The sequence below is a fragment of the Stenotrophomonas nitritireducens genome, assembly GCF_001700965.1.
Lineage (GTDB): Bacteria > Pseudomonadota > Gammaproteobacteria > Xanthomonadales > Xanthomonadaceae > Stenotrophomonas > Stenotrophomonas nitritireducens_A.
Genome location: NZ_CP016756.1, coordinates 1404842 through 1429114, shown reverse-complemented (window position 1 = coordinate 1429114; position 24273 = coordinate 1404842). Strand labels below are relative to the sequence as shown.

Genomic DNA, 24273 nt, shown 5'->3' with positions numbered 1-24273 from the left:
TCTTTGTTTCATGCAATAAGTGCTGTTTTAAAAGGATAAAGTGCATGAAAAGAAATATCCATTCATTTCGCTTGAAACTTTTTGTTGGTTAATTCCTTTTGTTTTGAAAATTATATTTATCTTTAATTCATTGGTAATCCACATTCCGCTTTGCCGTTGTGGATGCGCGTTGCGATGCTGTTTTGCGCGTTGCTCTCGTTGCCCATGGGTGGGCTGCAGCGCTGCTCCCGTGGTGCCTCTGTGGCGGCCATGACAGGCAAAAAAAAGCGGGCCTGGAATACCCAAGCCCGCTGGAGAAAAAGACCGCAGAACAATTAAAACGTTTGGCTATGCCTTAGAAGGCAAAGCGCAGCGTGGCCATGTAGCGACGGCCGGTGCGATACAGGCCACGGATGACCTTCTCGGTGTTGGCCACGCCCGGGACTTCGGCGTAGGAGCGGTACTCGCTGTCGAGCAGGTTCATGCCGTCCAGGCCCAGGGTCAGGTTGTCGGTCAACTTGAGGTTGATGTTGGCATCCAGCGAGTCGTAGTCATCGGTGACCAGAAAGTTGCCGCGATCAGCCTGCGTGTAGTACTTCGAACGCCACGAGTAGGTGACACGTGCGCTCCAGCGCTCGCTCTCGTAGAACGGGCTGAAGTTGACCTGGTTCTTGGAGTTGAACGGCAGGCGGTTGCCGGCGTCAGCCTTGGCATCGGCGTAGGTGTAGTTGGCAAGCAGGCCTAGGCCGTTGTCCAGGCTGGTCTGGAACGCAGCCGAGAAGCCCTGGATCTTCGCGCCACCGGCGTTGTTCGGACGCGAGATGTCGTACACCGTGTCAGTCTGCTGCGACTGGTTGTAGTGGGTTTCCTTCTGGGTGGTGACCAGTACGTAGTTGTCGACCTTCTTGTAGAAGGCGGTACCGGCCAGGATGGCGTTCTCGGCGAAGTACCACTCAGCCGAGAAGTCCAGGTTGGTGGATTCGTACGGGTCCAGGTTCGGGTTGCCGCCGCCGCCGGTCAGGGTCTGGTCGCCGATCCACAGGTAGCTGGACATGTCGCCGTAGTTCGGGCGCGAGATCACCTTCGCTGCCGAGCCACGCAGCACCACGCTGTCGTTGAGGTCGTAGGCAACGTTGATGTTGGGCAGGACGTTGTTGTACTTCTTCTTGATGGTGTTGAGCACGTAGCCGTCAGCCGGGCACGGGCTCTTCAGCGAGGAGCAGGCATAGCCGGTGCTTTCCGACTCGGTCTGCACCAGGCGCACGCCGAAGTTGCCGCGCAGGCGGTCATAGCTGAAATCAGCCTGCACGTAGGCGGCGTTGATGTTTTCCTTCACCGTCCAGGTGTTGGCGGCATAGGACGGATCGCTGAAGGTGCTCGGCGTCGGCATGGTCTGCCACGGTGCCAGCCACTTGCCGCTGTTGATGTAGTCGGCCAGTGCCCAGCCGTCGATCATGAAGCGGTTGCTCAGGTCGCCGACGTTGCCGAAGCCGCTGAGGTAGCTGTCCGGCACTTCCTTCGGGTTGAACTGATCGGCGGTCAGGTCGCCATAGCCCTTGATCGAGGCCAGCGATACACCGGCCATCGACTGCGAGGTTTCATGTTCGCGACGCTTCACGCCAAAGCGGAGCTGGTAGATCGGCGAATCCAGGGTGATGCCGAAGTCGGCCTGGATGTACTTTTCCTTGTCTTCGGTCGGCTTGGTGACGATGTTGCCGCCCCAGCCCGCGCCCCAGTTGGTGGCGTTGGGCGGGTTGGTGTGCCAGCCGCCGGCCGGGCCGCCGCCGTCAAAGCGATAGGCGGACGGATCGGTGAACGGGCTGCCGGCATGGCCCGGCTTCATGTGGTTGGCGACGTCGGTGATCGGATCGGTCTGGTAACCGTGGAAGTTCAGGGTCGGGGTCTTGCCGGTCAGGTCATAGCTGTAGTCGGCCTTGTTGAGGAACTCGCCGAATACCTGCTTGCCGGTGCCGCCGCTGGCCTTGGAGGTGCCGGCGTGGGCCGAGGCGAACCAGCGCTCGTCCTTCCAGGTCATCTTCAGGTCGTAGGAATCGGTGTCCACCGTGGCCTGGCGGTTGAGCAGGTCATACACGGTCAGTGCGTTGCGGAACGATGCCTTGGTCATCACGCCGCCATCGACGGTGACGTCGGTCATGCTGGCCAGCGAGTTCCATGGATTGCCGTTGAAGGCAAACATGGAGTGGGTCATGTTGTCGTACTTGGCCTTCACATTGAGTGCGTTGAACTCGATGTCCAGCTCGTCGGTGGGTTTGAACTGCAGGGCCACGGACAGAGTGTCGCGTTTGCGCTCCTGTTCGAAGTAGTGCGCGCTGATCGCGTTCGGCGCCACCGCGTTCGGGTTCGCCAGCAGGGTTTCCGCGCAGCTGCCCACGCAGCTCGGCGGCATGGTGGTAGCCGGGTCGGTCGACCAGTCGGTGGTGGTGGTGGTGATCGAGTTCGGCGAGCCGCCCTTGCCGTTGATGTAGTCCTTGCCGCTGACCGTGCCGTAGGACTCGATGCCGTCGCGACGGATGTTCTCGATCGAACGCTGCGCCGAGACGATCACGCCGAAGTTGTCGGCCTGGTTCTTCCAGCCGAACATGGCCGATACCTGCGGATCGCCGGCTTCGACGCGGTCGTTGTACAGATAGCCAACCGCACCGGAGATGGTGGTGCCGCTCAGGTCCAGTGGCTTGCGCGTGGAGACGTTGACGGTACCGCCGATGGAGCCTTCCTCAAGCCACGCTTCCGGGGACTTGTAGACTTCGACCTTGCTCACCAGCTGTGGTGCCAGCAGCGAGTAGTTGAAGGTGCGGCCAGGCTGGTCCGAGATGAACCAGTCGGCCGAGGCAATGGTCTGGCCATTGAGCAGGGTGCGGTTCAAGGCTGGATCGGTGCCCAGGATGGAGACCTTTTCGCCCTGGCCGAAGGCCTTGTCGATGGTCACGCCGGGAATGATGGTGATGGCTTCGGCAACGTTGGTGGCCGGGAACTTGCCCACATCTTCGGCGGTGACCACGTCGACGATGGCGTCCGAATCACGCTTGGAATCCAGCGCCTGCTTCAAGCTGGCGCGGATGCCGGTGACAACCACAGTGTCCAGGTCGGTGGCCTGCTTGCCGGCTTCCTGTGCGTGCGCCGAGAAGCTGATACAAGTGACGATGGCGGCGGATAATACGGACTTGCGGTACCTCATGATGTCTCTCCTCATCATTGATGGATGCCGGCGGACTTGGCCGGTTTTTTCTTCAGTGGGAACCCGTGCACGAGCAGACAGCTCCATGCACCTGCGGTACTGCCGAATTCGACGCGACGGGTTCAATTTCCCTGCGTCCCAGATACCAACTGGCGGCGCCGATGACGCCCAGTTGCCCGTGCTCTACCAGCTTCACGGGAATGCGCTGCAGCGCCTCGCGCATCGGCCCCTTGTTGAGGAAGCGCTCGGCGAAGCTGCTGTTCAAAACAAACTGACTGATCTTCGGCAGGATGCCGCCAGCCAGATAGATGCCGCCGTGTGCGCCGTACAGCAGCGCCATGTCACCGACGGTGGAGCCGAGGGTCGCGCAGAACAGCTGCAGCGTTTCCACCGCCAGCGGGTCGCTGCCATCGCAGGCGGCGGCGCTGATCGCATCGGGTGAACGGTGTACTGCGGCGCGGTCGCGGACCACGCACAAGGCGTTGTAAAGATTGAGCAAGCCGGGGCCTGACAGTGCATGTTCAATGGCGACATGGCTGCGGCCCTGCTGCATCTGCTGCAGCACCGCCATTTCCAATGGCGTACTGGCGCTGAGCGACGCCTGTCCGGCTTCGGTGGCCAGCACCATCGAGCGCGAACCGTTGGGGATCCACAGTGCGGCGCCCAGGCCGGTGCCGGGGCCGACGATCAATACAGGGCCTTCTGCGGCATCGGCAGGGCCGCTCAGCTGCAGTGCCTGGCCAGCGTCGATATGCGCGGCGGCATGCGCCACTGCCTCGAAATCATTGACCAGATGCACGGCCTCAAAGCCGAGGTCATCGCGGATGCGGTTGCAGGACAGTGGCCACGGCAGGTTGGCGGAAATAACGGTGCCGTCGGGCAGCGCATAGCCGGCACTGGCAATGGCGCATTCGCGCACTTCGCGGCGGTCCACCGGGAACTGCGCAAGGATCGTGCTCAGGTCCGGGTAGTCGGCGCAGCGGTACTGGCGGTAGGCCAGCAGCTGCAGCGGCGCGGCAGGATGGGGGCCGGGCTGCACCAGGCCAATGCGCACATGGGTGCCGTCCACATCGGCGGCCAGCAACGGCGCGGCAGATGCGGAGGTGGTCAGCTTGGAAGTTGGATTCAGGCTGGCAACCACGTACGTCCCCTGGGTATGCGCGACACCTGATGGCGTTGCGGCATGCGGAGTGTCGGGGCTTGGTGACAACGATGTCAAGATGCATTGCAAAAAATTTTCACGCAGCGTCGGGGCGCCGGTACGTTCATATATTGATGATTTGAGGGGTTATTTTGGTTTCGTATGAAATCCAACGGGGGAATTTGCTGGTATCCGAGCCGTTGAGATCTGTCCTGTGAAATTTTTTGGCAGGGTTTGGCCCAGCCACAGCAGGCCGCCTCGCGGCGGTGGCTGGTAGGAGCGGCGTCAGCCGCGAAGCCAACAGCAATGACGCTTCAGGGCTCTCAAGCCGTACCCAACAGCCAAGGCCGGCGTTTGGACCAGATCCGGAACTGGTCAGAGCGCGGCGCAAGCAAGCCAGCGTTTGTGGGAGCGGGGTAAGCCGCGAAGCTGAAAGCAATGAAGCTGCGCGACTCTCCAGCCATGCCAGTAGCAAAGGCCTACATTCGGATCAGATCGCGGGCCGAACATCGCCTCAGCTATTGCATCCCTGGCTTCGCGGCTCACGCCGCTCCTACGGATCTCAAGGCGACCGCGCCGGCGTAAGCAAGCCAGCTTTGTAGGAGCGGCGTAAGCCGCGAAGCTGATAGCAATGATGCTGTGGGGCTTTCCATCTGTGCCAGCAGCCAAGGCTGACATTCGGGCCAGATTTCGAACCGGGCATCTTGTCGGCTGTTACATCCCTGGCTTCGCGGCTTACGCCGCTCCTACAGATCTCAAAGCCACCGCGCTGGCGTAAGCAAGCCAGCTTTGTAGGAGCGGCGTAAGCCGCGAAGCTGATAGCAATGAAGCTGTGGGGCTCTCCATCCGTGCCAGCAGCCAAGGCCTGCATTTGGACCCGATTTCGAGCCGGGCATCTTGTCAACTGCTGCATCCTTGGCTTCGCGGTTTACACCGCTCCCACAAGTGCACATCTCCACAGCCCCACAACCTCACAACGTCACCACTCCACACCCCCAATTCCGCTACAAACGCCGAACAGCAGAAGGCCACCGCATGCGGTGGCCTTCCGGGTACATCAACTGCGGTGGTGCGGATTACTTGGCCGGCTCAAGCTTGATCCAGTCCAGCGTCCACATGGTGGGGCGGGTGTCGCCGGTGAAGCGCACGCACAGGTCGCCGCGTTTCGCCTGGGCGGTGATGCTGGCATCCAGCTCCAGGAAGCCATCGGCACCCGGTTCGGCCGGCAGCGGCACCGAGGCCAGCGGCTTACCTTCGCAGTTGGCGAGGATTTCCATTTCACCGTGGGCGGTACGCGCCGGGGCGAACTTGCGCGAGGGCTCGTCGTGCGCCAGCTGGAAGTTGTAGGGGATGCGCCCTGCACGCACTTTGATGCTGGCGATATCCGACAGATCAACATCACTCCACAACCAGCACGGGTTGAAGATGTTGACGTTGAATACTTCGCGCTCGCCTTCGGCCGGGCCGTCATCTTCCAGGCGCAGCAGCAGCTTGCCACCGTTCGGGCACAGGCCGAGCTGGGTATCCTCGCGGACCAGCAGCGAGGCAGCGTCCAGCTTGAAGGTCTTGGCTGCGGCCAGCGGCTTGCCGTCGAAGAACGCAGCGGTCTGTACCTGCACCGGCACCTTCAACTGCAGCGGCTGTGCGTACAGCGGCGAGCTGGCGGTAACGGCGCTGCCGTCCACGGTGTAATGCACCGGGTAGCCCAGCGGATTGACCAGGCTCACCTGTACTGCACCGGTGCGGTGCTCGCCCTTGTCCTGCATGTCCACCTGGAACGGCGTCTTTGCATAGGCGATGTTCATCGCCTGATAGCGCTGCAACTGCTGCGGCAGGCGCTGCAGGAAGTTGCTGAAGTTGCGCTTGTCCTGCGGGCTCCAGCCGGTTTCGGCCACTGCGGCCAGGCGCGGGAACAGGTTGTGCTCCAGGTTCTGGTCGTTGCGGGTGTGCTCGTTGAACATATTGGCTTGCAGGCCAAGGATATGCGAGCGCTTGTCGGCGGCAAGCTCGGCCGGTACCGGCTCGAACTCGTAGGCCTTCTGCAGGGTGATGGTGGTGGGGCGGCCCGGCGGCTCGTTCGGCGAGTCGGTCTGCAGGTAGTCCATATACATGTGCGTTACCGGCGACATCACCACGTCGTGGCCTTCGCTGGCGGCCTTGAGCCCGCCTTCGGTGCCGCGCCAGGACATCACCGTCGCTTCCGGTGGCAGGCCGCCTTCGAGGATTTCATCCCAGCCGATCAGGCGACGATCATGCTGCTCCAGGAATTTCTCCAGGCGCTTGATGATGTGGCTCTGCATTTCCATCTCGTCCTTGGCGCCCAGCTCGCGCATGCGCTCCTGCACGCGCTTGGAGGCGATCCACTGGTCCTTGACCGCTTCATCGCCGCCAACATGCACGTACTTGGACGGGAACATCTCAATCACTTCTTCCAGCACGTTTTCCAGGAACTGGAAGGTGCTTTCCTCGGTGTTGAACAGGTTCTGGAACACGCCCCACTGGTTGTCGATGACCAGCTTCTGATCAGTGGTGCCCAGTTCCGAGTAGGCGACGATGGCGGCGGTGGCATGGCCGGGCACGTCGATTTCCGGGATCACCTGGATATGGCGCTCGGCAGCGTAGGCGATGATTTCGCGGATCTGTTCCTGCGTGTAGTAACCGCAATACTGGCGGGCTTCACCGGTGGCGGCGTTGCGGCCGGCATCACCCAGCGGCACGCGGCAGCTGCCCACTTCGGTCAGCTTCGGGTAGCGCTTGATCTCCATGCGCCAGCCCTGGTCATCGGTGAGATGCCAATGGAAGGTGTTGAGCTTGTGCTGCGCCATCGCATCGAGCAGCTTCTTGATCTCGTCCATGCTCTGGAAGTGGCGCGCCGAGTCCAGCATGAAGCCACGCCACGGGAAGCGCGGTGTATCGGCGATGGTGGCAGCGGCAACATGGCCGGGCGTGTTGCCGGTCAGCAGCTGCGCGGCGGTCACCGCACCGTAGAACAGGCCGACGTCATCACCGGCACTGATATCGATACCGGTGTTGGACACCTTGAGTGCGTAGCCTTCGGCGGTATTGGTTGCCGAAGGATCAAGGCGGAAACGGATCTGCGCCTTGCCGGCATTGTCGGCAACGGCCAGGGTCGGGCCGCCGTTCTGCTTGAGCAGGGTCACGAACTGCGCTGCGGCGCGGCGCGCGGCGTCATCGTTGCCACCGGCGCGGGCAGCGCTGCTCAACACGAAGTCCTTGCCGCTGTCAGCCTGGTAGCTGGCGGGCAGGGGAATAAGCGAAGGGGCGGAGGTGGTATCGGCAGCCTGCACCTGCAGGGCGTACATGCCCAGCAACACGCAACTGCTGAGCCACGGCGCGCGGCTGCGCTTGTGGAAGGACTTCGTCATTGGCGGAGCTCCTGTCTGTGCTGGGGCGGCAGTGTGTCCTGCCGCATCGATCTTGTGTAGTGCCGAACAGCGCCCGGCAATGTGTTGCTTTTGTAGTGCCGAGCCATGCTCGGCAACCGCGCAATGCCGAACGAAACCATTGCCGAGCATGGCTCGGCACTACAGGACGCGTAAAGGCGAAACCATTGCCGAGCATGGCTCGGCACTACAGAAAGCATGGAGCGAAACCCCATGCCCAGCATGGTCCGCCACCACGTGTCGCAAAAAAAAACCGGGCCCGGAATGATCCAGGCCCGGCGGGTCACGCTATCCGGCAATGGTGCGTGCCGGGATGGATCAGAACTTGAAGCGAGCGTTGAAGTAGTACTGACGACCGTTGTTGTAGAACGCAACCGGGATGGTCGAGCTCTGGTAGTACTTGTAGGTCGGGTCGTTGAGGTTCAGCGCGTCCAGGCTGAAGCTCAGCCAATCGGTGGCCTTGTAGTTCAGCGAGACCGCCACGGTGCCGAAGGAATCCTGGTAGTACGGATTCACCGAGGACAGGCCGATCAGGAACGACGAACGGTAGGTGTAACCGACGCGGGCACCGAAGGTGTCGTTCTCGAAGTAGGCACCCACGTTGTAGGTGTCCTTCGAGTTGCCGAGCAGAGCATTGCTGCCGTCTGCCCAGGTGTGCGACGTGCTGCCATCGGAGTAGGTGTAGTTGGCGTCGATGCCGAAGTTCTCGCCGATCGGCTGCTGGTACGCCACTTCGAAGCCCTGCACCTGCGCGTTGGCGTTGGTCGGCAGCGAGATCTCGTACTGCTCCAGCTGGCCGGTGAGCTCGCTGAACAGCATCTGCTTCTCGGTGCCGTAGGCCACGTAGTCCTTCATGTTCATCGAGAACGCGCCGAACGACAGCAGGCCGCGCGGCATGAAGTACCACTCCAGGTTGGCGTCGAAGTTGGTGGAGACCACCGGCTTCAGGTTCGGGTTGCCGGCCGAACCGGTCTTGTCCAGATCGGAGCCGGATGCCGAGGCACCCAGTGCCGAGTAGTCCGGCAGGGTCTGGGTCTGCGACGCGGCGACGCGGAACACCAGGTTTTCCGCCAGGTCGAACTTGAAGTTCGCGCTGGGCAGCAGGCGGCGATCGGAGTTGCTGTTGTTGACGATGTTCCAGCCGCCCCACACCGGGCAGGCCCAGCCGCACACCGGGCCCGGGCCCTGGGCGAACAAGCTGCTCACGTCCGCATTGGCGATGTCGGACACCGCGCGGTAGCTCATGATGTCCTGCTTGATGCTGACATAGCGCAGACCAACGTTACCGGCCCAGTTCTCGCCGGTGAAGTTGGCCTGGATGTAAGCAGCCAGGTTCTTCTCTTCGACCTTCCATTCCGAGCCGTAGTTGCGGCGGCCGTTCGGGCCGTCGTCATTGGACAGCCAGGTGGAGTTGTTGGTGATTGCGTTCTTCAGCGCGCCCGGGGTGTAGTACCACAGGTTGCGCGGGAAGTTGCCGCCGATGCCGCTGGCGAAGCCGCTCGGGTAGTTGGCGGTGGCACCGTTCTTCAGCTCCGACCAGATATCGCCCGGGCTGGCGCCTTCCGGCGACATGGCTTCACGGCTGTGCTTGGCATAGCGCAGACCGAAGTCCAGCGAGCTCAGCATGCCGGTATCCATGTACTGGTTGAAGTCGAGCGTGGCCCACTTCTCCTTGTCCTCGGCGATGATCTGCTGGTTGCCCCAGGTACCGAAGCTGGTGACGCCGGCCGGGCTCAGGTCGCCGCCCAGGCTCCAGTCGGTTGGCGAGCCGTTGCCGTGGGTGGTCCAGCTGGCACCGCCGCCATTGGCGAGGGTGACTTCGGCGATGTACTGGCGGGCGGTCTTGCCTTCGCCCTTGGTGCTGCCGGCCTGGAACTTCGAGGTCAGGCTGTCATTGATCTGCCAGTCCGCGTCGAAGGTGATGTAGTTGGTCTTGGCCGACGACTCGCGGTAAATCATGTCGTAGACACCGTAGTTGGTGCCCGGCACGCCCGCGTAGGTGACGTTGGTGAGCACGCCGTCCTTGACCACGTAACCGGGCTGCGGCGCCTGCGAATTGGCGAAGTTGCCGCCCCACAGCATGAAGTTGCGGTTGTAGTTGTTGGCGTCGAGCTTGGAGCTGAAGCCGCTCACGCCCAAGGTCAGGTCGTCGCTGGGCTTGAACTGGATCTCGACCAGGCCGCCTTTGCGCTCGCGGGTCTGTTCAAACAGCGTCGAGCCGAGCAGGCTCGGGGCCCACACGTCGACCAGGTCGGGATTGCTCTGGCCCAGGGCGTTGATGGTGCCATCGTTGTTGCGGCCCAGCTTGAACCAGCCGCCCGGGAATTCCTGGGCTTCACGGCGCAGCTCGCGCTTCTGGCTGAAGCCCTGCACCATCACGCCGAAGGTGCCGTCGTCGTTCTTGTAGTTGAACAGGGCAGACAGCTGCGGGTCGTTGGATTTGGCCTGGTCCGAGCGCACTGCACCGATGGAGGCTTCGGCGGTGAACTGCTTGGAGAACTCCAGCGGCTTGCGGGTGATGATGTTGATGGTGCCGGTAGTGCCACCGTCCATCAGCTTGGCCTGCGAGGACTTATTCACTTCCACCGAGCTGACCAGCTCCGACGGCAGCAGCGAGTAGCTGACGCTGCGGCCGACATTGCCAGCCTGGGACAGAACGAACCAGTCAGCGGAACCAACAGTGTGGCCGTTGATCAGGGTCTGGGTCAGGCTCGGGCTGGTGCCGCGCAGGCTGACGCGGTCGGCTTCGTCGAAGCCGCCTTCATCGGCCGAGGACGAGCTGATGTTGACGCCTGGCAGGCGCTGCAGGGTGTCGGCAACGTTGTGCGCCGGCAGCTTGCCGACGTCTTCAGCAGTGACCACTTCAACGCGGGCATTGGCTTCGCGCTTGGTGTCCAGCGATTTTTCCATCGAGCCACGGATGCCGGTAACGGTCACGGTGTCCAGGTCGGTGGCGGTTTTTGCGGCTTCCTGCGCGTGTGCGCTGAAGGCGAGGCAGCTGACGATGGCTGCCGAAAGCATTGTCTTGCGATGCATGTTGTCTCTCCTCAACATCTGATGGTTTGGCACAAAGTGCCGCTTGACTACGGTCCTGCTGGTGGATCTGTTGCTTATGCTGCTGACGGCTTACGTGGCCGACTTTTCCAGATACCAACTGGCGGCGCCGATGACGCCCAGTTGCCCGTGCTCTACCAGCTTCACGGGAATGCTTTGCAACGCCTTGCGCATCGGCCCCTTGTTGAGGAAGCGTTCGACGAAGGTGCTGTTCAAAAGGAATTGGCTGATCTTCGGCAGGATGCCGCCAGCCAGATAGATGCCGCCCTGCACGCCGTAGAGCAGGGCCATGTCACCGATGGTGGAGCCGAGGATTCCGCAGAACAGCTGCAGGGTTTCCACGGCCAGCGGGTCGCTGCCATCGCAGGCTGCCGCGCTCACCGCATCGGGCGTGGTGTGCACCGGCGCGACGCCGCGCACCGCGCACAGCGCGTTGTACAGGTTGAGCAGGCCGGGGCCGGACAGCGCCTGTTCGATGGACACATGCGGGCGGTCATGCAGCATCTGCTGCAGCACCGCCATTTCCAGTTCAGTGGTGGCCGCCAGTGATGCCTGGCCCGCTTCGGTGGCCAATACCACCGAACGGTTGCCGACCGGAATCCATACCGCCGCGCCCAGGCCGGTGCCCGGGCCGATCACCAGCGTCGGCCCGCGCTCGGCTTCGGCCGGGCCGGTGAGCTGCAGCACCTGGCTGGCGTTGATGTGGCCGGCGGCATGCGCCACGGCTTCGAAATCGTTGACCAGGTGCACCCCGGCAAAGCCGAGATCCTCACGGATGCGGCCGGACGACAGCGGCCACGGCAGGTTGGCCGAGATCACCGTGCCGTCGGCCAGCGCATAACCGGCGGTGGCGATGACGCAATGCTCGACCGGCGGGTTGTGGCTGGCGAAGTCGGACAGGATCGCGCTGAGGCTGGGGTAGTCCGCGCACCGGTACTTGCGGTAGGACAGCACGTCGATGGACGGGTCGTTTGCCGCCGCCGCCCGGATCAGACCCACGCGGACGTGCGTGCCACCGACATCGGCGGCGAAGAAGGGCCGCGGGGCGGGGTCAAGGCGGGTGGTCTGCAGCGGGGGGACGACAGCTGTCACTCGGGTTCCCTATGGCGAGGCGCAGCGCCGGAGAGGCGCCATTCGGGGGCCGAGTCTGTAATCGTTCTGACAACGATGTCAACGAATAATTGAAACTTTCGATGTTGCGCTGCAGCGCGTCTGCGCAAACCCTGCAGCGCGGTCATTTGTTGCATTCGATAGCGTGTAGTGCCTCAACTTGCGGGGTTTTACGCAGAAAGCCTGATTCCTACGGGCTTGTCGGGCATCCCCGATGATCTGCGCCGAAGCCTCGGCGACGTTGCGTTGTTGACAAACCTGTCGGCACCAAACAATAAATGTGACAACGTTGTTCCCACGTAATCGCCGGACGGCTCGATCCGTCTCCCGCATCCGCAGGAGCTTTGCCCATGTCTGCTGTTCCCGACTCGACGCCGCGTACCAGCATGGCGTCGTCCATCGCCATCGTTGGCGTACTCTTCTTCATCATCGGTTTCTGTACCTGGATCAACGGCCCGTTGATCACCTTCGTCAAGCTGGCCTTCGACGTAAACGAGGTGTCGGCGTTCCTGGTGCTGATGGTGTTCTACCTGTCCTACTTCTTCCTGGCCCTGCCGGCCTCGTGGATCCTCGGCCGCACCGGCATGAAGAAGGGCCTGGCGCTGAGCCTGGCAGTGATGGCGGTCGGCGCGATGGCGTTCGGCGAGTTCGCCACCCAGCGCTGGTTTGGCGGCGCGCTTGCCGGCCTGTTCGTCATCGGCGGCGGCATGGCCCTGCTGCAGACTGCGGTAAATCCCTATATCAGCATCCTCGGCCCGATCGAAGGTGCCGCCCAGCGCATCGCGCTGATGGGCATCTGCAACAAGATTGCCGGCATTCTCGCACCGGTGATCATCGGTACCTTCGTGCTGCACGGCATTGGTGACCTGGAAGCCCAGGTTCAGGCCGCGGACGCCGCCACCAAGGCCGACCTGCTCAATACCTTTGCCGCCAAGATCCACACCCCTTACATGGTGATTGCCGGTGTGCTGCTGCTGGTTGCAGTCGGCGTGCTGTTCTCGCCGTTGCCGGAAGTGCAGCCTGACCAGGCCAATGCTGTGGCCAATGACGGCAAGGCCGCCAAGCGCAGCATCTTCCAGTTCCCGCACCTGTGGCTGGGCGTGATGTGTCTGTTCGTCTACGTCGGCGTGGAAGTGATGGCCGGCGACGCCATCGGCACTTACGGCAATGCCTTCGGCCTGCCGCTGGACCAGACCAAGCTGTTCACCTCTTACACCCTGTTCGCGATGCTGGTGGGTTACGTGATCGGCCTGCTGGTGATCCCGCGCTTCATCTCGCAGGAAAAGTACCTGGCGGTGTCGGCGGTGCTGGGCGTGGTGTTCACCCTGGGCGCCTATTTCACCCATGGCTATGTGTCGGTGGGCTTCGTCGCCGCGCTGGGCTTTGCCAACGCCATGATGTGGCCGGCGATCTTCCCGCTGGCGATCCGTGGCCTGGGCCGCTTCACCCAGATCGGTTCGGCTCTGCTGGTGATGGGTATTGCCGGTGGCGCGATCATCCCGCAGGCCTTCGCCCTGCTCAAGCATGCCTACCCGGAGCACTTCCAGCTGGTGTTCGCCGCGCTGATGATCCCCTGCTACCTGTACATCCTGTACTTCGGCACCGTAGGTCATAACGCGGGCAAGGCACGTGGCGCCTGAATCAAGCATCATGGCGGCAATCGAGCCAACGCGGGAACCGGTAATGCGTAGACCCACCATCAAGGATGTCGCCGAGCGTGCCAAGGTCTCTTTGAAGACCGTCTCGCGGGTGATCAACAACGAGCCTTCGGTGATGCAGGCCACCCGCGCGCGCGTGCTGCGGGCGGTGGCCGAGCTGGACTACGAGCCCGATCCTTCGGCCCGCAACCTGCGCAGCAACACCACCTTCGTGATCGGGCTGGTCTACGACAACCCCAATCCGTACCACATCATCGGGGTACAGAACGGTGTGCTGTCGGCCTGCCGCGAGACCGGCTTCGGCCTGCAGATCCATCCCTGCGACTCGACCTCGCCGATGCTGGCCGAGGAGCTGGCTGACTGGGTACAGCGTTCGCGCTTGGCCGGCTTGGTGCTGACCGCGCCGATGTCCGAGCGGCCGGAACTGGTGGCCGCGCTCAATGCGCGTGGCATTAAGACCGTGCGCATCATTGCCGCCACCGAAGACCCGGGCGATGGCCCCTGCGTGTTCGTCGACGACCGTGATGCCGCCTATGAAATCACCGAGCACCTGATCCAGCTGGGCCACCAGCGCATCGGCTTCCTGTGGGGCGGTACCTCGCACCGCTCCAGCGGCGAGCGTTACGCCGGCTACGAAGCTGCGCTGAAGGACTACGGCATCCCGCTCGACAAGCACCTGGTGATCCCGGGCGATTACACCTTTGATGATGGTTTCCGTGGTGCGCGCCGCCTGCTGGCGCTGCGCGAGCCGCCTACCGCCATCTTCGGCTCCAACGACGAAATCGCTGCCGGCGTGCTGGCGGCGGCCAATTCGGCCGGTTTGAACGTGCCGTATGACCTGTCCATCGCCGGTTTCGAGGACAGCCCGTTCTCGCGCCAGTCGTGGCCGGCGCTGACCACCGCCAAGCAGGCTACCGGCGACATCGCCCGCCATGCCGCGCGCTTGCTGATAAGCCAGCTGCGCACCGATGCCTACGAAGACAGCCCGGCACAGCTGCAGAACCAGGGTTTTGTACCGCAGTTGGTGGTACGCGGCTCGACCGCGCCGCTGCGTCAGCAACCGTCGCGACCTCCTTCATCTCCCCCCGACCTCTCCGAGTAACGATCCATGGCACTGCCCAGTGAAACCGAAACCCTGATGTTCAACGAGGCTGCAGAAAGCGCCTCTGTCATCGCCGCCCAGTTCGCACGCAACCGCGACGTGGTGCAGGCCCTGGCCGCAGATCTGCGCCAGAACCCGCCGCCCTTCGTTGTCACCTGTGCACGCGGCAGTTCCGATCACGCGGCAACCTATGCCAAGTATCTGTTCGAAACCCAGCTCGGCCTGGTCACCGCCTCGGCCTCGCCGTCGGTGGGCTCGGTGTATGAAGCGCCGCTGCAGCTGCGCGGGGCGCTGTACATCGTGATTTCGCAGTCGGGCAAGAGCCCGGACCTGCTGCGTAACGCCGAAGCCGCCAAGGCCGCCGGCGCGCGCGTCGTGGCGCTGGTCAATGTGGAAGACTCGCCGCTGGCACTGCTGGCTGAAACCGTCATTCCGCTGGGCGCCGGTGCCGAGCGCAGCGTCGCTGCAACCAAGAGTTATCTCGCCTCGCTGGCGGCGATCCTGCAACTGGGCGCGTACTGGAAGAATGATCCGGCGCTGATCGCCGCGCTGGATGCCTTGCCGGCCGCAATGACCGAAGCCTGGGCCTGCGACTGGAGTGCGGTGACAGATGGTCTGGTCGACGCGCACAACCTGTTCGTGCTCGGCCGTGGTCCCGGCCTGGCCGCCGCGCAGGAAGCGGCATTGAAGTTCAAGGAAACCTGCGGCCTGCATGCCGAAGGCTACAGCTCGGCCGAAGTGAAGCATGGCCCGATGGCGCTGGTGGGCCGCGATTTCCCGGTGCTGGCCTTTGCGCAACCCGATGAAACCGGCGCCGGCACCCGTGCCGTGGCCGAAGAGTTCGCCGCACGCGGCGCGCAGGTGTGGCTGACCGGTGAAGGCGGCAACCTGCCAACCGCCGCCGCGCCGCACCCGCTGTGCGCACCGCTGCTGACGATCCAGAGTTTCTACCGCGCGATCAACGCGCTGGCGCTGCGTCGTGGCAACAACCCGGATCTGCCCCCGCACCTCAACAAGGTGACGGAAACCGTCTGATGAAAACCGTGCTGCGCAATGGCCGGGTACTTGCCGGCGAGAACTTCCGTGACGATGTCGCGGTATTGATCGAAGACGGCCGCATCACCGCGGTCGTCGCCAGCGACGACCCGGCGGTTGCCGCGGCCGATGCGCAGGTGGACCTGGGCGGCGGCTGGCTGCTGCCCGGTTTCATCGATGCGCAGGTCAATGGCGGTGGCGGTGCGTTGTTCAACAACCAGACCGACGTCGATGCATTGCGCACGATGGTGGCCGGGCATCGGCGCTACGGCACCACCGGCATGCTGCCGACGCTGATCAGCGACGATGCCGAGGTGATGGCGCGCGCGGTGCAGGCTACGCGCGATGCGATCGCGGCGAAGGTGCCGGGCGTGCTCGGCATCCATCTGGAAGGCCCGTATATCGCACCAGCTCGCAAGGGCACACATGATGCCGGCAAGTTCCGCGTGCCCGATGCCGACGAAGTGCGCATGGCCACCTCGCTGGACAATGGCGTCACCCTGATCACGCTGGCGCCCGAACGCGTGCCGCTGGCAACGATCCAGCAGATGGTGGCCAATGGCGCCATCGTGGCCGCCGGCCATACCGCCGGCAGCTATGACGAAATCCGTGCCGGGCTGGATGCCGGCATCACCGGTTTCACCCATCTGTACAACGCCATGTCGCCGCTGCAGGGGCGTGATCCCGGCGCGGTGGGCGCGGCCTTGGAAGACGCTGACAGCTGGTGTGGCGTGATCGTCGATGGCGTGCACGTGCACCCGGCCAGCCTGCGCGTTGCGCTGGCAGCCAAGCCGCGCGGCAAGGTGTTCCTGGTGACCGATGCGATGCCGATGGTGGGCTCGGACAACCCGGCCTTCGAGTTGTATGGCGAAGTGATCACCGCCGTTGATGGCGTGGTGCGCAACGCCGCCGGTGCCTTGGCCGGTTCGGCCCTGGACATGATCACTGCCGTGCGCAATACGGTTGGACTGCTGGGTTTGTCGCTGGCCGAAGCTTCGCGCATGGCGTCGACATATCCGGCGCAGTTCCTGGGGCTGGATGACCGCTACGGGCAGATTGCAGCCGGCTACCAGGCTGATTTTGTATTGCTCGATGCCGATCTGCAGGTGCAGGCCACCTGGATTGCTGGTCAACGCGACTGAGCTTGACGCCATGAACAAAGCCATCCGTTATGCCTCGGTGGATGCCCTGCGTGGCATCACCGTGGCGGCCATGCTGCTGGTCAACAACCCCGGCAGCTGGAGTCATGTCTATGCACCGTTACGGCATTCGGAATGGCATGGCTGCACGCCGACCGACCTGGTGTTTCCGTTCTTCCTGGTGATTGTCGGCGTGTCGATCGCGCTGGGCGTGGTGCCGCGGGTGGAGCAGGGCGCTGATCGTGGTGCATTGACGCGCACGGTGCTGATCCGCGCCGCACGCATTCTTGGCTTGGGCCTGCTGCTGCATTTCCTCGCCTGGTGGTGGCTGGAGCTGCCGCATTACCGGCCGTGGGGCGTGCTGCAGCGTATCGGGTTGTGCTTTGCGTTTGCCGGCGCGGTGGCGATCTGGTTGAAGCCGAAGGCGCAGACGCTGTGCCTGGGCGTGCTGCTGGTTGGCTACGCTGCATTGTTGGCGGCCGGTGGCACGCTGGAGCCTTGGCTCAACGTCGCCAGCCGGGCGGATACGGCGCTGTTTGGATCACTGCTGTACCAATACGACGCGGCAAGCGGTCATGGCCATGACCCGGAAGGGCTGATTTCCACTTTGGGCGCCTTGGCCTCGACCCTGCTCGGCCTGCGTGCGGGCGCGATGCTGCGGCTGCGCCCCTGGCGGCTGCTGCCCGCCGCTGCGCTGTTGTTGCTGGCCGGTGGCGTATGGGCGAACTGGTTGCCGTGGAACAAGAACCTGTGGACGCCGTCCTACGTGCTGTGGACCGGCGGCTGTGCGTTCGCCGGATTGTGGCTGGCGCACATCCTGATCGATTGCAGGCAGTGGCCGGCCTTGGGCCGCCGCTTCGGCGTCAACGCGATCACCGCGTATGCGGGCTCGTCGGCGATGGTGCTGGCGATGATGGCCACCGGCAGTTGGAACTGGCTGTGGGAACATCTGTTCAACCGCTGGCTGACCCCGCTGGGCGGCGCGCAGTTCGCCTCGCTGGCGATGGCGCTGAGCTTCGTGGCCGTGTGGTGGCTGCCGATGGCGTGGATGGACCGGCTTAGGATTTATCTGAAAATCTGAGGCGGCTGGTTGTAGGAGCGGCGTAAGCCGCGAAGCTGGTGATACATCGCCAACCGCAGCAGCTGCAATTGCAGAATCCAACGGTGTCTTTTGCATCGTTGGCTTCGCGGCTTACGCCGCTCCTACAACATCCAAAGGCCGTTGCGCTGGCGATCAGCGCATCGGCATGTGGGCGTTGCAGGCTTGCCCGCTGCGAGTAATCGCTGACTATCTGACACCTGCACATGCCTTTCTTTCAGGTGCGTCGGCCATGTTGGAACCGGCATAATCCATGCTTGGCACGCTGCCAACCCGCCGGGAACATGGCGGGGCAAATCTGTTGAAAGCATGAAAGGGATGACATGAAGCACTCTCCAGCAATGATGGGCGTGGCGCTGTTGGCGTTGGCCATGAACAACGCGTACGCCAAGAAGCCCGAGGTGGCGCCCGGGTTCAATTACGAGTTCAGTGTCGGCGCGGGTGCCAAGGGGCGGCAAGCCGGCGATGCGGAACTGCGTGTGGTCAGGCGCGGGCACACCGGCCGTGCCATTGGCCTGCAGATTGCGACGGGCCTGCTGGGTGGCGGCGCGATGGGTTTCGGCAAGAATCAACTGCATGGCGAGCGGATCAAGGAAATTCCGAATCCGGGCACGGATGTGCTGCAGGACGCGTTGCGTACGCAGGTGGAGCAGTGGCAAGCACAAAATCCGCAGCGTGTTATCGACCAGCCGCTCATCGTCGAACTGCAAGGCAGTGATTGGGTGCTGATGTACCAGGAGCTCGACCAGACAGACACGCCGTACGAGCTGCGCTACAGCACACGTATCGGCTTGAGGTCACCATCGCGGGGCTTGCTGAAGGGCGCTGAGTCGTACGGCAGCTTCACCTGTACGCCAACGCCGGTTGTGCAAACCTACCCGGCGTGGGCGGATGGGGATTTCGCGGGTGTTCGCGATGTCCGCGCGCGCTATGTCGCCGACTGCGCACAGCAGTTCGCCCAGTTGCTGCCGCAATGGATGCAGGTTGTTGGTGGTGACCCAGGCCCGGCTGCCGTGCAGGTCGCGACGGAAAGCCCGGCGGAAAACCCGGCGGAAAACCCGGCGGAAAACTTGCCGCCGCCGGTTGCCGCCGTCGAGCAGAAAGAGGACGCAGCGCCGCAGGCAGCGGATGAAGCGCCGAGCCAACTGCAGCCGCGCTGATCAAACGATTGGTAGCGGGCGGCCGTGTTGGCTGCAGCCCGTGGCTATTCGCCCGGCCTGAAGCGCAATGCTTCAGGCCGGGCGGCGACTGACAGACTCAGCGGGCCCGCTGCCTGTTGCCCTTCGGACCGGCGGACGGCGTTGGCCTGAGTACTGCGCGTACGCGCTTCCTTTGTAATGCGGGTCTGGCCGGCCTGCTCGCCACCGGTTTGATTGCCTGGTCAGGACGCAGCGTGTTGACGTGCCTTGCTGATCGCGGCGATGCGCGCCTTCTTCAGGGCCTCGCCGATGGCGGGGCCTTGCAGGCCTTCTGTGGCGATATCGCGCGCGTTGATTGCCAGTGCAGCGGCATGCAGGCGTTGCAGGGTTGCACGCTGTGGGTAATCGCTGTCTTCAAAACCGAGCCGGCCGCGTTTGTCGCATTCGCAGGCCAGAGCCAACTGCGCGATGCGCTCCGGGCGCCGGAAACCATCGCAGCGCTGGATCAGTTCCAGCACGGTGGCGTCGCGCAGCTCGTCAATGCGATGCACGTTGAGGTGTTCACGGCAGACGGCTTCGGCCAATAGCCGGTGATCGACCGGAATCTTCAGGCGTTCGCACAGTTTGGCGAGCGGCTTCAGGCCGCGCTGCTCGTGCATGATGTGGCGCGGCAGTTCGTCGGTTGGCGTCAGCGCCTTGCCGAGATCATGGGTGAGCGCGGCGAAGCCGATCAGATCATTGCCCGGTGCCAGTTGCGCAGCCATGTCGCTGACCATTTCCTGATGCACGCCGGTATCCACCTCCGGGTGGAACTCGGCGCGCTGCGGCACGCCGTACAGCGCATCCACTTCCGGCAGGATCGCAGCCAGTGCGCCGGTATCGTGCAGGCAGCGCAGGAACGCGGACGGCTGTTTCATGGCCAGGCTGCGGCGCAGTTCCTGCCAGATGCGTTCCGGGACCAATGCATCCAGTTCGCCGCTGGCGGCCATCTGCCGCATCAAGGCAGCTGTTTCCGGGGCGAGGGTGAAGCCCAGTGGTGCGAAGCGCGCCATGAAGCGCGCGGCACGCAGCACCCGCAAGGGATCTTCGACAAAGGCGGGGCCGACATGGCGCAGCACGCGCTGTTCGATATCGCGCACGCCGCCCCAGGGATCCACCAGTTCGCCGGTTTCCTCGTCGCGGGCAATGGCGTTGATGGTGAAGTCACGGCGCTGCAGGTCTTCTTCCAGTGTCACCGATGGATCGGCATCGACCACGAAGCCGCGGTAGCCGCGGCCGGATTTTCGCTCGGTACGCGCCAGTGCATATTCCTCACCGCCGTCCGGGTGCAGGAATACCGGGAAGTCCTTGCCCACGGCCTTGAAGCCGAGTGATTCCATTTCTGCCTGCGTGGCACCAACCACCACCCAGTCACGATCGCCGGGTTGTTGGCCGAGCAGGGAATCGCGGACAGCGCCGCCGACGAGATAAGTCTTCATGCAGCCATGATAAGGCGGTATGCCTGTAGTGCCGAGCCATGCTCGGCAGGGGCTCTATCGGTAAAGCCTCTGCCGAGCATGGCTCGGCACGACATTGGTAAGACCTCAGCCGAGCATAGCTCGGCACTACATTGGTAAGGCCGCTGCCGAGCATGGCCCAGCAGTACGGCGCTGCTTTCAGGGGGCTTGCTGGCAGCTGAAGGCTTTGCGGGCACCCTGGGTCTTGCCGACCATGCGGTCGCTCAGGGTCAGGGCGTTGCCGTTGAGGCGCCAGTCGTAGATCACGCTGAAGGCCAGCACCCGTGCCACGTACTCGCGGGTCTCCTTGTAGCTGATGGTCTCGATCCAGAAATCCGGATCGTAGTCCGGGCGCTGGCTCTGCCAACGTGCGGTCGGCGTCGGCCCGGCATTGTAGGCGGCGATGGTGACGTAGGGCAGGCCGTTGTACTTGTCCATCAGCTGGCGCAGGTAGGCGGTACCAATGGCGATGTTGGTGTCCGAGTCGTACAGGCTGGCGGCGCCGCCATAGCCGCTCAAACCTATGCTCTTGGCGACACTGGCACCGGTGGCCGGCAATACCTGCATCAGGCCCATGGCGTTGGCCGGCGACCGTGCGTTCGGGTTGAAAATGCTCTCGGCGCGGATCTCGGCGGCGATCCAGGCCGGGTCCAATGCGTTGCGTGCGGCTTCGCGGCGAATGCTTTCGTCGTGGTGCAGGGGGAAACGCAGGTTGTACAGGCGCATTTCCTGCGGGCCCTTCAATGCGAACACGGCGCGATCGAACCAGCCGTTGTTGCTGGCAACTTCCACCGCCAAGCGGCGCTGGGTGTCGTCGAAGCGGGTCAGTGCATCGGCCCATTCGCGTGCGGCCCAGCTTGGGCGCTCGATCTTGAACAGTTCGATCGCCCGCACCAGGGCCGGGTCACGCGCGACACTTGCTTTCGCGCTGGCGCTGTCGCCCGGATTCCACGGACACAAGGTGTAGGGCTGCTTGAGCTTGTCGGCAGCCAGGAAGCCGTGGAAGGTGGGCTCACTCGCTGCCGCCCGGTACAGCGCGGTCGCCTCGGCAGGCTTGCCGGTCTTCTCCAGCAGACGGCCTTCGAACCAGCGCCAGCGCGAATCGTTGCGTTGGCTGGCCGGCATGTTGCGGATGGCAGCCAATGCCGCCGGCCAGTCGCCGCGCGCCATCGCCTCGCGCGTGCGCCATTCGTGCAGGCGCTCGTCATAGGCCGAGGCGGGTACGGCGGCAAGGCGACGCGCGGAGTCGGGCAGGTAGGACGCCACCGTCCACAAGGCAATTTCATACAGCACCTGGCCCTGCTGCTCGGCACTCAAGCCCAGCGCCTGCGCGTACTGCGGAAGCTGCAGTTCGGCGGCACCTGGATCGGGCTTGGCCAGCTTCTGCAGGCCATCGACGGCGATGCGGCGGCTGCGCTCGTTCTTCGGCCAGTTCAGGGCGCGGGCGTCGGGCTTGTCGACGAAGGCGGCGTAATCGTTGGCCTGCGCCTGCTCGGCCGTGGGCAGGCCGCGTGCGGCGGCACGCATCACTGCGGGCTGCTGGGCATCGGCGGCCGCGTCGATGCGTTCCCAGCGCAGCGCCGGCGGCAGCCCGCCACGGCTGGCCAGCACCGCGAAGACTGGGTCGCAACCATCGGGCAGCGATTTGCCGGCGCTGCGCCACAAGGCCTGTGCGTCACTGGTCCATTGCGCGTCGGCCTTGCCGGTGGCCTGGCGGGCATTGAGTTCGGCGCAACGCAGGCCCGGATCACTACTGGCCTTCCAGTTGGCCAGCAGGGTCGGCCAATCCTGGCGGCGGGCGAGGGCGGGCAGCCAGGTCGAACGGAAGCTCTCGGCCACCGCCTGGCCTTGGTAACGCTTGAGGAAATCCTGGGCCTGCGCGGTGGGCAAGGTGTCGATGTTGCGACGCAGCGCGCTGAATTCCAGCCAGCCGTACAAGGGGTGATTGCGCAGTGCCGTGGCAGCACCGGCATCGAATTGCCCGCGCTCGGCATTGTCGATGGCGGTGCGCATCGCGGTGCGCTGCGCGTCCAGGTTCTGGGCATGGGCGCTGGCGCTGAGCAGCGCGGCAACGGCGGCCAAGGGCAGCAGGAGAAATTTGTTCATGGCCGAAGGATAACGGCCACGGCGTCAACGGCCGAGCGACAGCCCAACCCGCACATGAACGGGCACGTCCGCTGGGGGCATATCAACCAAAGCTGAACGAGTCTTCATGCAGCAGCTGGAAAGCGCCGAAGGCAGGCGTAGCTTCGGAGCCGAGGCAGCTCGCCTCACTCTGGGGTACTGGAATGGCATTCAGTGCAGCAGGCAACAGCGGACGTCCCTTGGCCGATATCAACGTCACACCGCTGGTCGATGTGATGCTGGTCTTGTTGATCATCTTCATCGTTACCGCACCGATGGTGTCCGTGCCCATCCCGGTGGATCTGCCACAGCGCAGCGAAAAGGTCCTGCCCAGAATCGAGCCGCCACCGCCGATCGAACTGCGGGTGGATGCGGCCGACCAGCTCTACTGGAATGGCGAAGTGCTGGCGATGGCGGACTTGCAGGCGCGGCTGCAGGCACAGGCCGATCTGCATGTGGGCAACCTGCCGGAGCTGCGCATTGATGCCTCACCCGATGCGCAGTACCAAGTGATGGCCAAGGTGCTGGCAGCCGCCAACAACGCGAAGATGGAGCGCATCGCCTTCATCCAGTAAGCCACGGGCTGCGATGGCATCGGCCACCCGATGCGGTGGCTGATGCTGCAGCGTCGCCGTTGCCTGTCGCGGCGACGGATCGGATGCGGAAACTGTTTCGGTGCAAGCGTTAGCGCGGTCGGCCGAATACACTAGCGGCATGCAAAATTCCCGATTCGCATCGCTGTTGCCGGTGCTGGCGGTGCTCGGCTCGGTGACCTCGTTGTCCATCGGTACCTCCTACGCCAAAAACCTGTTTCCCATCATTGGCGCGCAGGGCACCAGCGCGTTGCGCGTGGGTTTCTCGGCGCTGTTCCTGTTGCTGCTGTGGCGGCCATGGCGCTGGCATACCAGCCGTGCCGATGGCGCGGCTATCCTGCGTTACGGCTTGACGCTGGGGCTGATGAACCTGCTGTTCTACATGGCGCTGCGCACGATCCCGTTCGGGATTGCGGTGGCCATCGAGTTCACCGGTCCGCTGGCGGTGGCGATGTTCTCCTCGCGGCGGCCAATCGATTTTGTCTGGGTGGGCTGTGCGCTGGTCGGGCTGGTGCTGTTGCTGCCACTTGATGGCGGGCAGGCACTGGACCCGGTTGGGGTCATGTATGCGCTGGGTGCCGCGTTCTGCTGGGCGCTTTACATCATCTACGGTAAGCGCACGGGCCATCTGCATGCCGGCCACAGCGTGTCATTGGGTTTGCTGGCGGCGTCGCTGGTGGTGGTGCCGGTGGGTGTGGCGCACGCAGGCATGGCGCTGCTGGAGCCGAAGATCCTGCTGGCCGGGTTCGTGGTGGCGGTGGTGTCCAGCGCCATTCCGATGTCGCTGGAGATGATGGCGCTCAAGCGCCTGCCCAAGGAAACCTTCGGCATCCTGATCAGCATGGAGCCGGCGGTGGCGGCACTGTGGGCGCTGCTGTTGCTGCACGAACATCTCAGCGGCCTGCAGTGGCTGGCAATCGGCTGCACGGTGTTGGCGTCGGTGGGCAGCACCCTGACCGCGCGGCGCCGGCCGGCGCCGGCAATTGCTGCAGGCTGAGCCCTGC

Annotated in this window: 15 protein-coding genes; 8 read left to right on the top strand and 7 right to left on the bottom strand. The window is 63.8% G+C overall.

Annotated features, from left to right (window positions below; all coding sequences use genetic code 11):
- Window positions 1-334: 334 nt before the first annotated feature.
- From BCV67_RS06030 to BCV67_RS06010, 5 genes are all read right to left on the bottom strand, one after another.
- Complete coding sequence (locus tag BCV67_RS06030; RefSeq protein ID WP_062166906.1) at window positions 335-3175, bottom strand: TonB-dependent receptor; 2841 nt, start codon at window positions 3173-3175, stop codon at window positions 335-337.
- 52 nt (window positions 3176-3227) lie between these two features.
- The gene (locus tag BCV67_RS06025) at window positions 3228-4304 is read right to left on the bottom strand and encodes a glucokinase family protein (protein ID WP_172837776.1); all 1077 of its coding nucleotides are present in this window, start codon (window positions 4302-4304) and stop codon (window positions 3228-3230) included.
- Between the two features lie 1088 nt (window positions 4305-5392).
- Window positions 5393-7702 (bottom strand): beta-N-acetylhexosaminidase, encoded by a 2310-nt coding sequence (locus BCV67_RS06020; RefSeq protein WP_062166905.1) that lies wholly within the window; start codon window positions 7700-7702, stop codon window positions 5393-5395.
- Between the two features lie 336 nt (window positions 7703-8038).
- Window positions 8039-10756, bottom strand: a complete 2718-nt coding sequence (locus BCV67_RS06015; RefSeq protein WP_062166904.1) for a TonB-dependent receptor — start codon at window positions 10754-10756, stop codon at window positions 8039-8041.
- 90 nt (window positions 10757-10846) lie between these two features.
- Window positions 10847-11866 carry a glucokinase family protein gene (locus BCV67_RS06010; RefSeq protein WP_231732460.1) on the bottom strand — a complete coding sequence of 340 codons (1020 nt, stop codon included), beginning with the start codon at window positions 11864-11866 and terminating at the stop codon, window positions 10847-10849.
- Window positions 11867-12234: 368 nt separating this feature from the next.
- Here BCV67_RS06010 and BCV67_RS06005 point away from each other — a divergent pair, with 368 nt between their 5' ends.
- The 6 genes from BCV67_RS06005 (at window position 12235) to BCV67_RS05980 (ending at window position 19077) form a co-directional block, all read left to right on the top strand.
- Window positions 12235-13524 (top strand): sugar MFS transporter, encoded by a 1290-nt coding sequence (locus BCV67_RS06005; RefSeq protein ID WP_057627175.1) that lies wholly within the window; start codon window positions 12235-12237, stop codon window positions 13522-13524.
- Window positions 13525-13567: 43 nt separating this feature from the next.
- On the top strand, window positions 13568-14644 hold the full coding sequence (locus tag BCV67_RS06000; protein ID WP_057627176.1) for a LacI family DNA-binding transcriptional regulator: 1077 nt from the start codon (window positions 13568-13570) through the stop codon (window positions 14642-14644).
- Between the two features lie 6 nt (window positions 14645-14650).
- The gene (locus BCV67_RS05995; protein ID WP_062166903.1) at window positions 14651-15679 is read left to right on the top strand and encodes an SIS domain-containing protein; all 1029 of its coding nucleotides are present in this window, start codon (window positions 14651-14653) and stop codon (window positions 15677-15679) included.
- On the top strand, window positions 15679-16821 hold the full coding sequence (gene nagA, locus BCV67_RS05990) for an N-acetylglucosamine-6-phosphate deacetylase (RefSeq protein ID WP_062166902.1): 1143 nt from the start codon (window positions 15679-15681) through the stop codon (window positions 16819-16821). The genes BCV67_RS05995 and nagA overlap by 1 nt, the downstream gene beginning before the upstream one ends.
- A 10-nt stretch (window positions 16822-16831) precedes the next feature.
- Complete coding sequence (locus BCV67_RS05985) at window positions 16832-17899, top strand: acyltransferase family protein (RefSeq protein ID WP_062171456.1); 1068 nt, start codon at window positions 16832-16834, stop codon at window positions 17897-17899.
- Window positions 17900-18258: 359 nt separating this feature from the next.
- Complete coding sequence (locus BCV67_RS05980; RefSeq protein ID WP_062166901.1) at window positions 18259-19077, top strand: hypothetical protein; 819 nt, start codon at window positions 18259-18261, stop codon at window positions 19075-19077.
- Window positions 19078-19298: 221 nt separating this feature from the next.
- Here BCV67_RS05980 and BCV67_RS05975 read toward each other — a convergent pair whose 3' ends face one another.
- Both BCV67_RS05975 and BCV67_RS05970 read right to left on the bottom strand, forming a co-directional pair.
- Window positions 19299-20534 carry a multifunctional CCA addition/repair protein gene (locus BCV67_RS05975; RefSeq protein ID WP_062166900.1) on the bottom strand — a complete coding sequence of 412 codons (1236 nt, stop codon included), beginning with the start codon at window positions 20532-20534 and terminating at the stop codon, window positions 19299-19301.
- Window positions 20535-20711: 177 nt separating this feature from the next.
- Complete coding sequence (locus BCV67_RS05970) at window positions 20712-22658, bottom strand: transglycosylase SLT domain-containing protein (protein ID WP_062166899.1); 1947 nt, start codon at window positions 22656-22658, stop codon at window positions 20712-20714.
- Window positions 22659-22840: 182 nt separating this feature from the next.
- Between BCV67_RS05970 and BCV67_RS05965 the strand changes: the two genes are divergently transcribed.
- Both BCV67_RS05965 and BCV67_RS05960 read left to right on the top strand, forming a co-directional pair.
- Window positions 22841-23251 (top strand): ExbD/TolR family protein, encoded by a 411-nt coding sequence (locus tag BCV67_RS05965; RefSeq protein WP_062166898.1) that lies wholly within the window; start codon window positions 22841-22843, stop codon window positions 23249-23251.
- 139 nt (window positions 23252-23390) lie between these two features.
- Entirely contained in the window at window positions 23391-24266 is an 876-nt protein-coding gene (locus tag BCV67_RS05960; protein ID WP_062166897.1) for an EamA family transporter, read from the top strand.
- The last annotated feature ends 7 nt before the right edge of the window (window positions 24267-24273 follow it).

Bases quoted from the DNA above. Each gene is read 5' to 3' on its own strand.
- BCV67_RS06005 (WP_057627175.1), top strand. From the start codon at position 12,235: ATGTCTGCTGTTCCCGACTCGACGCCGCGTACCAGCATGGCGTCGTCC.
- BCV67_RS06020 (WP_062166905.1), bottom strand. From the start codon at position 7,702: ATGACGAAGTCCTTCCACAAGCGCAGCCGCGCGCCGTGGCTCAGCAGT.
- BCV67_RS05960 (WP_062166897.1), top strand. From the start codon at position 23,391: ATGCAAAATTCCCGATTCGCATCGCTGTTGCCGGTGCTGGCGGTGCTC.
- BCV67_RS06015 (WP_062166904.1), bottom strand. From the start codon at position 10,756: ATGCATCGCAAGACAATGCTTTCGGCAGCCATCGTCAGCTGCCTCGCC.
- BCV67_RS05970 (WP_062166899.1), bottom strand. From the start codon at position 22,658: ATGAACAAATTTCTCCTGCTGCCCTTGGCCGCCGTTGCCGCGCTGCTC.
- BCV67_RS06000 (WP_057627176.1), top strand. From the start codon at position 13,568: ATGCGTAGACCCACCATCAAGGATGTCGCCGAGCGTGCCAAGGTCTCT.
- BCV67_RS05975 (WP_062166900.1), bottom strand. From the start codon at position 20,534: ATGAAGACTTATCTCGTCGGCGGCGCTGTCCGCGATTCCCTGCTCGGC.
- nagA (WP_062166902.1), top strand. From the start codon at position 15,679: ATGAAAACCGTGCTGCGCAATGGCCGGGTACTTGCCGGCGAGAACTTC.
- BCV67_RS05985 (WP_062171456.1), top strand. From the start codon at position 16,832: ATGAACAAAGCCATCCGTTATGCCTCGGTGGATGCCCTGCGTGGCATC.
- BCV67_RS06030 (WP_062166906.1), bottom strand. From the start codon at position 3,175: ATGAGGTACCGCAAGTCCGTATTATCCGCCGCCATCGTCACTTGTATC.
- BCV67_RS05980 (WP_062166901.1), top strand. From the start codon at position 18,259: ATGATGGGCGTGGCGCTGTTGGCGTTGGCCATGAACAACGCGTACGCC.
- BCV67_RS05995 (WP_062166903.1), top strand. From the start codon at position 14,651: ATGGCACTGCCCAGTGAAACCGAAACCCTGATGTTCAACGAGGCTGCA.
- BCV67_RS05965 (WP_062166898.1), top strand. From the start codon at position 22,841: ATGGCATTCAGTGCAGCAGGCAACAGCGGACGTCCCTTGGCCGATATC.